Raw genomic sequence first — 13,026 nt, forward strand, 5'->3', positions numbered from 1 at the left:
CCAGCGGTGGCCGCTCCCTCCGGGGGGCGGCCACCGCTGCGTTTGGGGCCTCGGCATGGGGACCGAGCCGGGACCTTTGCCGATTGTCCCCGTGGCAGTGGTTGCGTGCCCGAGGGTCGAGACGCTATTTTTGCCTCCGCTCGGCGCCCTGACGCCGATCCCCCGGGGCTATAGCTCAGTTGGTAGAGCGCTGCAATCGCACTGCAGAGGCCAGCGGTTCGAATCCGCTTAGCTCCACCTTGAACGGCCGCGATGCGAAGCACATCGCGGCCGTTCGCCGTCGGTGGCTACGTGGAGGTTGTCCGACCGACCGGAGGACGAAGCGTCGTGGCCAGCGGGTGGCTACCAGCCATCCCGGACGGTTGGCGCACACGGAGCGTGGGAGCCGTACGATGGGGACCTGTCCGTCCATTCCGGCCTGTCTGTCCTATGCGCTCGCCCCTCCTCGCCCTCGCCCTCGTTCTAACCGTGGCCGACGCCTCGGCCCAGCTCCGCCTCCCGCTCGTCCTCAGCGACGGCGCCGTCCTCCAGCGCGACCACTCGATACCGGTGTGGGGCTGGGCCACACCCGGCGCTGAGGTCGCCGTCCGCCTTGGCGCCGGGACGGCCGAGGCCCGGGCGGGCGCGGACGGCCACTGGCGGACCACGCTCCCAGCGATGCCGGCCGGGGGCCCGCACACCCTCGTCGTCACCTCCGGCGGCGACCGGGTCGAGGCGGCTGACCTGCTCGTGGGCGACGTCTGGGTCCTCTCCGGCCAGTCCAACATGGAGTGGGTGCTCCGCGACGCCGACGACGCGGTGGCCACGATCGCGACCGCCGACGACGACCGGATCCGACACTTCAAGGTGCCGAGGTCGTTCGCCACCGAGCCCCAGAACGACCTGACCGGCGGCGCGTGGGCGGTCGGCTCGCCCGAGACGGTCGGCGAGTTCTCGGCGGTCGGGGTCTTTTTCGCCCGGGCCGTCCGCCAGCACCACGACGTTGCCATCGGGCTGCTGCACACGTCGTGGGGCGGGAGCCGGATCGAGCCGTGGATGAGTGCCGACATGCTCGGCCTCTCGCGCGCCGATGTTGAGGCGATGCAAGCAGAGGAACAGGCTCGGCAAGACGCGCTCGCCGACCGCCTCCGCGCCCGCATCGGCGACCTGCCGACGGAGGACGCGGGGATGGACGGCGACGTCCCGCTCTGGGCCGACCCCGACCTCGACGACCGGAGTTGGGACCAGATCCACGTCCCGTCGCTGTGGGAGGACACCGGCTACCCGGGCCTCGATGGCGTCGCGTGGGTCCGCACCGCGTTCGCGCTCAGCGCCGACCAGGCGGCCCAAGGCGTCACGCTCGGGCTCGGCACGATCGACGACGACGACGTGACGTGGGTCAACGGCGTCGAGGTCGGGCGGATGGTCAACGGATGGAATCGGCCCCGGCGCTACGCGGTCCCGGCCGAGGCGCTCCGGGCCGGCGCCAACACGCTCGCGGTTCGGGTGACCGACAACGGCTGGGGCGGCGGCATCGCGGGCGCCGAAGACCTGGTGTACCTCGAGACCGCCGACGGGCAGCGCCGCTCGCTCGTCGGCGACTGGCGATTCCGGGTGGCCGTCGTCCGGCTCGACGCCGACACCCACAAAAACCAGGAGCCGACGGTCCTATGGAACCAGATGGTGTACCCGCTCACGGCGCAGCCGGTGGCCGGCGTGCTGTGGTACCAGGGCGAGTCGAACGGCGGCAGCATGGAGGACGCCGCCGCCTACGGCGACCAGTTCCGCACGCTCATCGAGGGGTGGCGCGCCGCCTGGTCGGACGACGACCTCCCGTTCCTCTGGGCCCAGCTCGCCGCCTTCCACCCCCCGCCGACGGGTCCCGAGGACACCGGCGTGTGGCCGACCGTCCGCGAGGGCCAGAGCTCGGCGCTCGCGCTCGACCGCACGGCCGAGGCCGTCCTGCTCGACGTCGGCGAGGCCGACGACATCCACCCGCGCGACAAGCGGTCGGTCGGGGAGCGGCTGGCGCTCGCGGCGCGGGCGATGGTCTACGGCGAGGACGGGCTCGTAACGTCGGGACCGAGATACCGAGACCACGCCATCGAGGGCGACCGGGTCGCCGTCTCGTTCGACCACGTCGGCGGAGGGCTCGGGACGCGCGACGGGCTCCCGCTCGGTGGCTTCGCTCTCGCCGGCTCCGACGGCCGATGGCACGACGCCGACGCCCGGATTGAGGGCGACCGCGTCGTCGCCTCGACGCCAGCCGTGCGGACGCCCGTCGCCGTCCGCTATGCGTGGGCGAACAACCCCGTCGCGGCGACGCTCGTGAACGCGGAGGGGTTGCCCGCCGCCCCGTTCCGCACGCGCGAGTGAGTCACGCCGCCCGACAGACGGCGACGATGGTGAGGTCGTCGTCTTCGGCCTCGCCCCCGTCCGACCACTCGCCGACGGCCTTGATCACGGCCTCGACGAGGGCGGCGGCGGACCGAGGGGCGGCGGTGAGGATCCGGTCGAGCCCGTCGGTCTCGAGCTCGTCGCCGTCGGGGTTCTGAGCCTCCGTCGCCCCGTCGGTGTAAAGCACGAGCGCGTCGCCCGACGCGAGCGTGGCGCGCGAGGCCGAGAACACCGCGCCGGGCAGGACGCCCAACAGCGGCCCTCCCGGCGCGAGCGGCTCCACCCGCCCATCGGTCCGGAGCAGGCGCGGCGGGGGGTGCCCCGCGACGACGGACCACACGTCGCCCCCGGCCGGGTCGACGACGGCCCACGCCAACGTCACGAACTGGTGCGGCTCGGTGCTCACGTGGACGAGCCGGTCGAGGCGGGCCGTCGCCGCTTCGAGCGCGGGGCCGGGGTCACCGGCGGCGAGGAGGTCGGGCTCGACCAGGCGGAAGCCGGCCTGGAGCGTCGCCATCAGCAGCGATGCGCCGATCCCCTTGCCGACCACGTCGGCCACGGCGACGAGCAGCCGGCCGCCCAGGTCGGCGACGTGGTACGTGTCGCCCGAGACGTCGCGGCTAGGCCGCCAGCGCGCGGCGACGTCGAGGCCGGGGAGCGCCGGGAGCGACGCCGGCAGCAGCCGGGCCTGGACCTCGCGCGCCAGCCGGACCTCCTCGCGCAGCCGCTCGCGCTCGACGCGCTCCTCGACCCGGTCGGCCGTCTCAAGCGCGCCGACGGCGAGCGCCGCGAGCGCCGCCGTGAAGTCGACCGTGTCGGCGTCGGGGACCCAGTCGGGCCCGGCGAAGGCGGGCGCGCCGAGAAGGACCGCTCCGCGCGTGACGTCGCCGGCCCGGAGCGGGACCACCCAGCGCCAGCCGTCGGCGACGAGGCCGGCGTCGGTCAAGGCCATGGGCTGGGTCAGGGCGCAGAGGTCCCAGGGGACGTCGACGGCGTCCGCCCCCCGAGTCAGGACCAGGTCGAGCGGGCCGTCGGCCGCGTCGGAGTCGCACAGGGCGACGGCCACGCGGCGGACCAGCAACTGGCCCATCAGCGCGAACGCGAGCCGACCGACGATGGCGTCGCGGTCGAGCGACCGCCCGAACGCCTGTGACAGCTCGAACAGCGTCCGCAGCGCGTGGGCGCGGGCGGCCAGGGCCCGGTGGGCGACCCCGAGCTCCCGGGCCGATCGTCGGGCCGCGAGCGAGGCCGCCGTCGCCCCGGCCAGCGACCGCGCCAGCCCGACCTCGGCCGGCGCGTACGGCTCGCCGCTCAGCTTGGGCCCGAGCGCCACGACGCCGAGCAGGGCGTCGGCGTAGCGGAGCGGGAGCCCGAGCGTCAGCCCGGCCCGGGCCAGCGGTGGAGGCAGATCCTCGCCGACGTCTAAGCGGTCGCCGCGCTCTACCCCGACGCGGCCCTTGACGACCTCGACCCGGAGCCCGGAGCCGTCGACCACGGCGCCAACCGCGCGGGTCGTCAGCAACCGGCTCATGAGCGCGAGCACGAGCGCGCCGAGCGGGTCGGCGAGGGCGAGCGCGGCGTCGGACGGGTCGTCGACGGCGCCCGACGGGGCGGGGGCGGCCATGGCCGGAAGCTAGCCCGTCTGCGGCCCCTCCTTCTCCAGGTGGATGACCTCGGCCTGGCTCATCTGCCCGCCCTCGACGGTCAGCCGGACGCACGTCTTGACCTGGTGGAACCCCTGCCGGCCGGCGGCGCCGGGGTTGAGGTAGAGCATCCGGTCGAGCGTCGGCACACGCTCAACGCGCAGGATGTGGCTGTGGCCGCAGACGAACAGGTCGGGCGGGTCGGCCCGGAGCGCGGCGCCGATGCCGGGCGCCCACCGCCCTGGCCGGCCGCCGATGTGCGTCATCCACAGCCGCACGCCGCCGACGCGGATCCGGACGTGCTCCTTGAACCGCCCCCGCACCGGCGGCCCATCCACGTTCCCGTACACGCCGACGACCGGCGCCATCCGTTCGAGCCGGTCGACCACCTCCGCCGGCCCCACGTCGCCCGCGTGCAGGATCAGGTCGACGCCGGCGAACACGTCGTCCAGCTCGGGGTGGTAGAACCCGTGGGTGTCCGAGACGATGCCGAGGCGCAAGAGCGTGGACGTGTGAGGACGTGGACTCGTGGACTTGTGGAATCCCGGCGCAACTTCGCTCCCGAGTGAGCCCACGTGCCCACTCGTCCACCGACCCACACGTCCACGCTACCGGAGCGTTAGCCGGAGCCCGACGCGGAGCTTTTCGAGCCGCGGGCCGTGGCGGACCGGCTCGCCCTGGACGTCGGCCAGGGTGAACATCGGCACGCTCACGAACGGGGCCAGCTGGTAGTACGGCCGGCTAAACTCGACGCCCACGCGGGCCCACCCGACGGCGCTCCGCACCCGGTCCGACGCTCCCTCCTCGGGCTCCGCCCCCACGTCGCCCTCGGCCAGGCCGCCGTCGGCGCGGAGGATGGTGTAGTCGGCCGCCTCGGCGACCAAGCCGAACGCGAACCGGCTGCCGGCCGGGTCGAAGAGGACGTTGTAGCCCCACGCCCCACGCACCGACTGCCCGACGGCTCGGGTCCGGACGAGGCCCGTCGTGCTCCCGTTCAGCCGGTCGTCGGCGAAGACGGGCTCGGCGTCGGGGTCCAGGTCGATCTCACCCGGGGCCGGGTCGCTGTAGCCCGTGCGCAAGCGGCGCAGGCCGATCGAGAGGTCGCTCGTCACCGTCGGCGAGAGGGCCGTCGTGGACAGGAACGCGACGTCGGTCTGGCGGAACCCGAGGCCCCCCTCGCTGACCGGGTCGACGGCGACGCGGATGGCGTAGTCGGTCCCCTCGTTGTGCCAGTACGGCTTGACGACGACCCAGCTCAGCCCCATCCGCCCGTTCTGGGCGGCCCCGGTGAGCTCGGCGACGAGCGCGAGGTCGACCTGGGGGAGCAAGGCGTAGTCGAGCCGGGCCGCGAGCGAGAGGTCGCTGGGGGCCGGAGCGCCGGGCTCGACGCGGTCCAAGAGGTCGGCGTCGCGGTAGGCCGCCTCGCCGGAGACGGCGAACCCGCCATAGAACCCACGGCGGGCCGTCTCGCCGCCGTACGACGGGTCGAGCGTCTGGAACGTGCCCTGGGCCATCACAGCCGGCCCCACGCCGAACGCGAGCACGGCGAGCGCACCACGAATCGCGGTCGGGGTCATGGGGGGCGGGGGCGGGTCCGCCCCTAGGTACGGGTTTAGGCGGGTCCAGCGCAAGGGCTCGGCCGTGAATCGGGGCGCCGCCTAGCCCGCGGGTGCAGCCCCCGCCCCCCTTGCCAGATCAGCGGGCCAGACCGGCGGGCCGGCCGTCCCCGTCGCCCGACGACGCCGGGCGGACGATCCGCTTCTGCCCGCTCCGCGGAACGGGCCGCGTGCGGGGCTCTTGCGGGGGCCCGTCGGCCCGGCCCCGGCTCGGCGGCGTGGGCTCCGGTCGGGCGTCGTCGCGGGGGCCGGCCGACGCAGGAGACGACCCGTCGGGCAGGAACTCGCGCGGGATCCGGGGCGGCTCGGCGAACCGGCCGCGGTCGTCGAGCCGCACCCAGGTCGCCGGCAGCTCGTAGAGGTACCGCCCGACGCCCCACTGGACGGCCGCCCGCTTCATCGCGCCCGACAGCCCGCCCTTGACGGCCTCGACCTGGGAGTTGTCGGCGCCGTCCCACTTCGTGACCCACTCGGCCGTCCCGTCTGCCCGGTCGACGCGGACGGAGATCCCGCACAGGACGCCGCCGTCGGGGCCGGACTGGAACTCGTTCCGCCAGTCGCCCGGGCCGCAGACGTCGTCGAACCGCTGCTGGACGGCGCGGCTGGTGAGGTAGGCCATGGCCAGGCCCTTGGTCTTGTCTCGAGTGGTCGCGCCGGGCTTCCACTCGACGTCGGAGGGGGCGAACGGCTCGGCGAGGCGGGGGAGGTCGGAGGCCTTCATCGGAGTCTGGAGCAGGATGGACCGAAAGGTCCGGCTCGCGGGCGACACCAGACTGTCACCCCTTTTTTCCAAGCGATTCGCGGCGCGAGCGCTGGCCAGGGCCCCGCCCGCAGTCCGTCGCGCCCGCGTCGGCCTGTCGCGGACACGGCGGCAGGGATCGCGCCAGCCTGGCCGGTTGAAGGCAGCCCGCGTGACTCCCGGGTGAAGCGTCGTATCCTTGCGGAGCCCGGAACGGTTCTGGCGTCCCCCTGGCCGACCGATCCCGAACGCCATGACGACGCCGACTGACCCCGCCCTCTCCAGCCGCCGTTCCCGCGTGGCTGGCCGCATCCGCCGGCTCGGGTCCCGAATCGCCGGGGCGCGGCGCCGGGCCGCCGTCGTGACGAGCGTAGCGCTGCTGGCCGCTGGCAGCACCGCCTGCACCGACGCGCCGACGGTCTCGCCGACGGTCTCGGAGGCCCCCGCTGTCGTGGCCGCTCCCGCTGAGCCCTCGACCCCGCCGCCCGCGACGATGCTGCCGCCGGCCGTCCCCATCCACCTCGTCAGCGACGCCGAGCCGTCCAGGACAGCCTCGGCCATCGAGGGTGGGCGCGCGAGCTACTACGGGGCCGAGCTCGCCGGCAACCCGACCGCCAGCGGCGAGCCGTTCGACCCGGCCGACCTGACGGCGGCCCACCGGACGTTGCCGCTCGGCACCCGCGTTCGCGTGACGCACGCGCGGACGGGCCGGAGCGTCGTCGTCCGCGTCAACGACCGGGGCCCGTTCCACGGCGAGCGTGTGATCGACGTCTCGCGCGCCGCCGCCGACGAGATCGGCCTGACGCGGTCGGGCACGGCCGAGGTCGAGCTTGAACGCTTGCCGAAGGCGACGGGCGCTCGCGGCTAACCCGCTGTCGCCAGCCGCTCGCGGAGCGCGGCGACGTCCACGTGGCCCGGCGTCCCGTCCGACGTGTAGGCTGCCAGCGCGTCGTCCGCGCTCGGCACGGAGAGCGAGCCGAGGTCGGCGCCGACGGCGCGGTAGGCGTCGCGGAACGGCGTCCCCTCGACCACGAGCCGGAGCGCCTCGGCCGTGGCGAACAGGTCGGGCGAGAGCGCCGCGCGCATCGCGTCGGGTTGCCACCGGACGCTGGGAAGGACGGCGGCGACGGCCGTCACCAGGTTTTGGGCGGCGAGGACGGCCCGCATCGTGGCCTCCTTCGTGAGCTGGAGGTCGCGGTGGTAGCCGCCGGGGAGGTTCGCGGGCAGCGTGAGCAGCAGGTGGAGCTCAGCCGTGAGCCGGTGGGCCGTCGCCCGCGCGAGCTCCAGGACGTCCGGGTTCCGCTTCTGGGGCATGATCGACGAGCCCGTCGTGTGCTCGGCCGGTAGCGTGACGAACCCGAACTCGGCCGTCGCGAACAGGGCGAGGTCGCTCGCCAGCCGGTTCAGCGTGAGCCCGATCTGGACGAGGGCGTGGACGACGGCGCCCTCCGACTTCCCCCGCGACAATTGGACCGCGGCGACGGCCTGCGTCCGCTCGAACCCGAGTCGGTCGGCGACGGCGTCGCGGGGGAGGTCGAGGACGGGGACGCCGTAGCCGGCCGCGCTCCCCCACGGCGACGTGTTCGCCAGCCGACGCGCCGCAGCCAACGTGCCGAGGTCGTCGGCCAGGAGGTCGGCGTAGCCGGCGGCCCAGACGGCGACGGTCGTCGGCATGGCGCGCTGGCCATGCGTGTAGCCCGGCATCAGCAACGACTGGCCCGCGTCGGCGTGGCCGAGCAGCCCCCCGCCCACCGCCTCCGCGCCCTCGGCCACCTGCGCCAGCGCGTCGCGGAGCCACAGGCGGAGGGCCACCAGCACCTGGTCGTTCCGCGAGCGGCCAGCGTGGATCTTTTTCCCCGCGTCGCCCAGCCGCGCCGTCAGCTCGCGCTCGATGACGGTGTGCATGTCCTCGTCCTCCGGGCGGACGACGACGTCTCCGGCCTCCCACTCGGCCCGGATCGCGTCGAGCGCCGCGCCGACCTCGGCCACCTCCGCCTCCGTCAGCACGCCGACCCGGCCGAGCGCCCAGGCGTGGGCCCGCGTCCCCTCCAGGTCGTACGGCAGCAGGACCGTGTCCCACCGCCAGTCCTCGCCGACGGTGAACCGCGTCACCCAGTCGGCGGCGGCGGTGCCTTTGTGCCAGATGGGGGTACGGGGTACGAGGTTCGGGGTACGGTCAGACATGACTCGGAGAGAAGTGGGAGGGCGTACCAGGTACCGTGTACCCCGTACCTACCGGAAATACCGCCGGGCGATCTCGGCGTAGACCTCGACGGCGGCCTCGAGCTGGGCGATCTCGACGTGCTCGTCGGGCGTGTGGGAAAGCTCGCTGCGGCCGGGGCCGATCTTGACGGCCGGCACGTCGGCGAGGTGGATCCAGTCGGAGGCCGTGGGACTGCCGAACGGCGCGGCGTCCCAGCCGAGGGCGGAGAGGGCGCCGGTGGTCGCCTGCACAATCCGGCAGTCGGCGGCGGTGGCGCACGGGACGAGCCGGTCGGAATAGACCTCGACCCGGCTTTCGAGCGCGTCGCGGACGAGCGCGGTCAACTCGGCGTGCGTGTACGCGGGCGTCGAGCGGACGTCGAGCGTGATCCGGCACCGGTCCGGGACGACGTTTTTGGCCGTCCCGCCCTCGATCATCGTGGCCGTCGCCGTCGGCCAGCCGAGCAGCGGGTCGCTCCTCTCGAACGCCAGCGCGTCGATGGCCAAGAGGTCGCGAGCGGCGACCGTCAGCGCGTTTGTGCCGAGGTGGGCACGCGCGGCGTGGGCCGTCTCGCCCTCGGCCGTCGCCGTCAGGATGAGCAGTCCCTTCTGGGCGAGGCACGGCCGCAGCTCGGTCGGCTCGCCGACGATGGCGGCGGAGACCTCGGGGAGCGCCGTCCCGAACACGCGCTCGCGGAGCTTCTCCATCCCGTTGTTCTCGGCGCCGGTCTCCTCGCACTCGGTCAGCGCGACGACCAGGCGGCCGGTCGCCGGAGGCCGCCAGCCCGACTCGGCCAGCGTCGCGAGCGCCGTCAGCATGGCCGCGCCGCTGGCCTTCGCGTCGACGGCGCCGCGCCCGTAGACCGCGCCGTCGACGGTCGTCGGCGAGAACGGGGGGTGGGGGTGGCCCTGGCTCGGCGGGACCACGTCGAGGTGCGAGCACAGCAGGAGCACGTCGTCGCCGTCGCCCAGGCTGGCGACCACGTTGTGGTCGTGGCGGAGCACGTCGAGCCCGCCGACGCCGCGCAGGACCGCCTCGACGTGGTCGGCCGCCGCCGCCTCCTGGAAGCTCAGCGAGGGGATGCGGACGAGGTCAGCGTGGAGGGAGACGACGGTCACGGGGAGGAATGCGGGAGGGAGAGGTGGGAGAGGGGTGCGGGTGAAGTGGGGCCACCCTTGTCATCCTGAGCGGAGGCCGTCCTCGGCCGGAGTCGATCTAGCCGCTCGTCGCTCGGGGGTCGCGACAGGCTCGGAGGCAGCGTCGAGTAGATCCTTCGCTCTGCTCAGGATGACACGTGAGGAAGATGATGTCACGGCACCACGACCGTGCCCCCGTCGCCGCCCAGGTCGGCCGGGGCGCAGACGCGGACGGACGGGACGCCGCGCGCCAGCGCCGCCAGCGCCGTCTCGAGCTTGGGCCGCATCCCGCCCGCGATCCAGCCCTCGGCCACGCCGGCGGCGACCTCGGCCCCGGTGAGCCGGGCGAGGACGCTGGCGGGGTCCGACGGGTCGCGGCGGACGCCGCCGGCCTCGGTCACCACGTCGAGCCGCGACGCGCCGAGCGCCGCCGCCAGCTCGAAGGCGACCGTGTCGGCGTTGACGTTGTAGAGCGCGCCCGCCGCGTCGGCGCAGACGGTCGCCACGACGGGCACGAAGCCGGCCCCGAGCAGCGTCCGCACGAGCGTCGGGTCGACGGCCTCGACGTCGCCGACGTGGCCGAAGTCGACCGCTTCGCCATCCACCTCGACGGGTGGCCGCCGCGTGACCGTCACGAGCGCCCCATCCGCCCCGCTGACGCCGACCGCCCGCGTGCCCGCCGCCCGCGCCGCGCCGACCAGCCGCGCGTTGAGCGCGCCGCGCAGCGTGTAGAGGGCCACCTCCAGGTCGAGGTCGCCCGTCACGCGCCGCCCGGCGACGAGGGTCGGCTCGTGGCCCAAGCGCCGCGCCAGCGCCGTCGCCTGAGGCCCGCCCCCGTGGACGACCACCACCGGCCCACCCGTCGCGGCGACGCCCGCCCAGACGTCCGCCAGCGCCTCGGCATCGGCCAGGATCGCCCCGCCCAGCTTCACCACGAGGGGACGGGGGACTGGAGATTGGGGATTGGGGGTCTCCGCCCGCATCCCCGAGGTCGCGTGGGGGTCGCTCATGCTCCGTCCCCCCCCACCCCTGAACTCCGAGTTCCAAATTCGCCGAGCCCCCACACCCACTCCAGGATCGCCTTCTGGGCGTGGAGCCGGTACTCGGCCTGGAGGAGGTGGATGGCCCGGTCGCCGTCGAGCACGTCGCCGTCCACCACGACGCCGCGGCGGACGGGGAGGCAGTGCATGAAGGCCGCGCGGTCGGTCCGAGCGAGGTCGCCGGACGTGAGGCGCCAGTCGGTGTGGGCCGCGCGCTGGCGGGCCTCGGCGTCGGGGGAGCCATAGACGGCGTTGCCCGCCCACGCCTTCGCGTAGACGACGTGAGCGCCCGGCAGCGCCCCAGCCCGGTCGGCCGACTCGGTGACGGAGCCGCCGGACCGGCCCGCGGCCTGCCGCGCCACGTCGAGCACGTCCTCGTCAATCCCGAACCCGTCGGGGCGGGCGACGACGACCTCCATCCCCAGGCGGGCCGCCATCAGCAGCGCCGAGTTCGGCACGGCCCGGGGCAGTGGCTTCGGGTGCGGCGCCCAGTGGAGCACCAACCTCTTGCCGCGCACGTCGCCGAGGTGGTCGGTGATCGTGGCCGCGTCGCCCAGCTCCTGGCACGGGTGCCACCGCGCCGACTCGAGGTTGACGACCGGCACCGTCGAGGCGGCCACGACGGCCCGGAACGCGCGGTCCTCGGCGTCGGCTTGGGCGTCTGTCAGGGTCGCGAACGTGCGGACTCCGAGGGCGTCGACGTAGCGGCTCAGCACGCCGAACGCTTCTTTCACGTGCTCGGCGGCGTCGCCGTCCATCGGCCCGTCGTCGCGCGTCTCCAAGCCCCACGTCCCGCTGCCGGGCGTCAGCGTCACGGCGTGCGCGCCGAGGTGGGCCGCCGCGAGGTCCATCGACGCGCGCGTCCGCAGCGACGGGTTGAAGAAGACGAGCCCGAGCGCGCGGCCGGCGGCCGTCTGGGTCCACGTCCGGTTCCGCCGGTGCCAGAGCGCGCGGTCGAGGCAGGCGTCCCACGTCGCCGCGGGCAGGTCGGTCCAGGAGGTGAGGTGGTCCATAGGGGCTGATACGTGATGCGTGATGCTTGCCGAGGGAGTCACGCATCACGGATCACGCATCGGACCCCGACCCAACACCGCCGCGAATCGCCGGATCAGTTCGTCCACGTCCTCGTCCGTCGTCGTGAGCGGCGGCATGAGGCGGAGCGTGTCCGCCCGGCCCGAGGTGCCGACGATGACGCCCGCCTGACGGAGCGCGCCGGCAACCGGCCGGGCCTCCCGGTCGAGCGCGACGCCGATCAGGCAGCCCCGGCCGCGGACCTCGACGACGCCCTCGATTCGGCCCAGCCCATCCGAGATCCGGTCGAACAGCTCGGCGGCCCGAGCCATCAGCCCATCGTCGGTGAGCTGGCGCAGCGTGGCCTTCGCGGCGGCCATCGCCAGCATCCCCCCGCCGAACGTCGTCCCCTGGTCGCCCGGCTTCACCGTCGCGGCGATGGCGTCGTTCACCAGGACGGCGCCGACCGGGACGCCCGCGCCCAGGCTCTTCGCCAGCGTCACCAGGTCCGGCGTCACGCCGACGTGGTCGCCGTAGAGGAACGCGCCCGTCCGCCCGACGCCGGTCTGGACCTCGTCGAAGATGAGCACGGTCCCGGTCTGGTCGCAGAGCTCGCGGATGGCGCGGTAGAACGCGGGCCGGGCCTCGGTGACGCCGGCCATCGACTGCATCGGCTCCAAGATGAGCGCGGCCACGTCCTCATCGGCCAGCGCTTGTTCGACGGCGCCCTCCCAGCCGAACGGGACCCACGCGGTCTCGGGCAGGACGGCCCGGTACGGCGCGTGGTAGCTGTCACCGTGGGTGGCCGCGAGCGCGCCTAGCGTTCGTCCGTGGAACCCGTCGCCGAAGGCGACGACGCGGCTCCGGCCGGTGAACGCCCGCGCCAGCTTGAGGGCGGCCTCGTTGGCCTCGGTCCCCGAGTTGCACCAGAACACGCGGCCGAGCCCGTCGGGCGCCAGCTCCACCAGCGCCTGGGCGGCATCGGCGCGGACGGGGCTGTAGACGGCGTTCGAGTAGAACAGCAGTTCGCCCGCCTGCCGGCGGATCGCCTCGACCACGCGCGGCGGGCAGTGGCCGAGCAGCGCGACGCAGTGGCCACCGTAGAAGTCGAGGTACTCGGCCCCGTCGACGTCCCACACGCGCGTGCCGTCGCCGCGCACGAGCGCGACCGGCGGCTTGGCGTAGGTCGGCAGCGTGACGGCGTCTTCGAGCGCCATCGGGTCGGTCAGGGTCTCAGTCATCGGGTGATGGATGATCGGGGG

General features: G+C 74.5%; 11 protein-coding genes and 1 tRNA gene. 3 read left to right on the forward strand and 9 right to left on the reverse strand.

Translation table 11 applies throughout. The annotated features are described in order from the left end of the window. Positions 1-164: 164 nt before the first annotated feature. Positions 165-237 (forward strand) — tRNA-Ala (locus tag ACOOHE_RS18320). 192 nt (positions 238-429) lie between these two features. Then, positions 430-2,355, forward strand: a complete 1,926-nt coding sequence (locus ACOOHE_RS18325; RefSeq protein ID WP_420455539.1) for a sialate O-acetylesterase — start codon at positions 430-432, stop codon at positions 2,353-2,355. Position 2,356: 1 nt separating this feature from the next. Here ACOOHE_RS18325 and ACOOHE_RS18330 read toward each other — a convergent pair whose 3' ends face one another. From ACOOHE_RS18330 to ACOOHE_RS18345, 4 genes are all read right to left on the reverse strand, one after another. Beyond that, positions 2,357-4,000: a PP2C family protein-serine/threonine phosphatase gene (locus ACOOHE_RS18330; protein ID WP_420455540.1), complete on the reverse strand. Its 1,644-nt coding sequence runs from the start codon at positions 3,998-4,000 to the stop codon at positions 2,357-2,359. Between the two features lie 9 nt (positions 4,001-4,009). Then, positions 4,010-4,519, reverse strand: a complete 510-nt coding sequence (locus ACOOHE_RS18335) for a metallophosphoesterase family protein (RefSeq protein ID WP_420455541.1) — start codon at positions 4,517-4,519, stop codon at positions 4,010-4,012. A 108-nt stretch (positions 4,520-4,627) separates the two neighbouring features. Continuing rightward, positions 4,628-5,596, reverse strand: coding sequence for a hypothetical protein (locus ACOOHE_RS18340; RefSeq protein ID WP_420455542.1), 969 nt, complete (start codon positions 5,594-5,596; stop codon positions 4,628-4,630). 118 nt (positions 5,597-5,714) lie between these two features. Next, on the reverse strand, positions 5,715-6,356 hold the full coding sequence (locus ACOOHE_RS18345) for a Rad52/Rad22 family DNA repair protein (RefSeq protein WP_420455543.1): 642 nt from the start codon (positions 6,354-6,356) through the stop codon (positions 5,715-5,717). Positions 6,357-6,627: 271 nt separating this feature from the next. On the opposite strand from ACOOHE_RS18345, the gene ACOOHE_RS18350 reads away from it, so the two are divergent. Continuing rightward, entirely contained in the window at positions 6,628-7,242 is a 615-nt protein-coding gene (locus ACOOHE_RS18350; protein ID WP_420455544.1) for a septal ring lytic transglycosylase RlpA family protein, read from the forward strand. Here the strand turns inward: ACOOHE_RS18350 and argH are convergent. The 5 genes from argH to ACOOHE_RS18375 form a co-directional block, all read right to left on the reverse strand. Next, the gene (gene argH, locus ACOOHE_RS18355; RefSeq protein ID WP_420455545.1) at positions 7,239-8,558 is read right to left on the reverse strand and encodes an argininosuccinate lyase; all 1,320 of its coding nucleotides are present in this window, start codon (positions 8,556-8,558) and stop codon (positions 7,239-7,241) included. The genes ACOOHE_RS18350 and argH overlap by 4 nt on opposite strands. A 48-nt stretch (positions 8,559-8,606) precedes the next feature. Next, positions 8,607-9,695: a M20/M25/M40 family metallo-hydrolase gene (locus tag ACOOHE_RS18360; RefSeq protein ID WP_420455546.1), complete on the reverse strand. Its 1,089-nt coding sequence runs from the start codon at positions 9,693-9,695 to the stop codon at positions 8,607-8,609. 191 nt (positions 9,696-9,886) lie between these two features. Then, positions 9,887-10,648 (reverse strand): acetylglutamate kinase, encoded by a 762-nt coding sequence (gene argB, locus ACOOHE_RS18365; protein ID WP_420455547.1) that lies wholly within the window; start codon positions 10,646-10,648, stop codon positions 9,887-9,889. A 71-nt stretch (positions 10,649-10,719) separates the two neighbouring features. Next, positions 10,720-11,766: an N-acetylornithine carbamoyltransferase gene (locus tag ACOOHE_RS18370; protein ID WP_420455548.1), complete on the reverse strand. Its 1,047-nt coding sequence runs from the start codon at positions 11,764-11,766 to the stop codon at positions 10,720-10,722. Positions 11,767-11,811: 45 nt separating this feature from the next. Beyond that, a complete protein-coding gene (locus ACOOHE_RS18375; protein WP_420455549.1) occupies positions 11,812-13,005 on the reverse strand; it encodes an aspartate aminotransferase family protein in 1,194 nt (397 codons plus the stop codon). Between the last annotated feature and the right edge of the window lie 21 nt (positions 13,006-13,026).

It is taken from the genome of Rubrivirga sp., assembly GCF_965213695.1.
In the GTDB taxonomy this organism is placed as follows: domain Bacteria; phylum Bacteroidota; class Rhodothermia; order Rhodothermales; family Rubricoccaceae; genus Rubrivirga.

Coding starts and splice junctions, on each gene's coding strand:
- ACOOHE_RS18325 (WP_420455539.1), top strand. CDS start 430: ATGCGCTCGCCCCTCCTCGCCCTCGCCCTCGTTCTAACCGTGGCCGAC.
- ACOOHE_RS18330 (WP_420455540.1), bottom strand. CDS start 4,000: ATGGCCGCCCCCGCCCCGTCGGGCGCCGTCGACGACCCGTCCGACGCC.
- ACOOHE_RS18340 (WP_420455542.1), bottom strand. CDS start 5,596: ATGACCCCGACCGCGATTCGTGGTGCGCTCGCCGTGCTCGCGTTCGGC.
- ACOOHE_RS18345 (WP_420455543.1), bottom strand. CDS start 6,356: ATGAAGGCCTCCGACCTCCCCCGCCTCGCCGAGCCGTTCGCCCCCTCC.
- ACOOHE_RS18350 (WP_420455544.1), top strand. CDS start 6,628: ATGACGACGCCGACTGACCCCGCCCTCTCCAGCCGCCGTTCCCGCGTG.
- argH (WP_420455545.1), bottom strand. CDS start 8,558: ATGTCTGACCGTACCCCGAACCTCGTACCCCGTACCCCCATCTGGCAC.
- ACOOHE_RS18370 (WP_420455548.1), bottom strand. CDS start 11,766: ATGGACCACCTCACCTCCTGGACCGACCTGCCCGCGGCGACGTGGGAC.
- ACOOHE_RS18375 (WP_420455549.1), bottom strand. CDS start 13,005: ATGACTGAGACCCTGACCGACCCGATGGCGCTCGAAGACGCCGTCACG.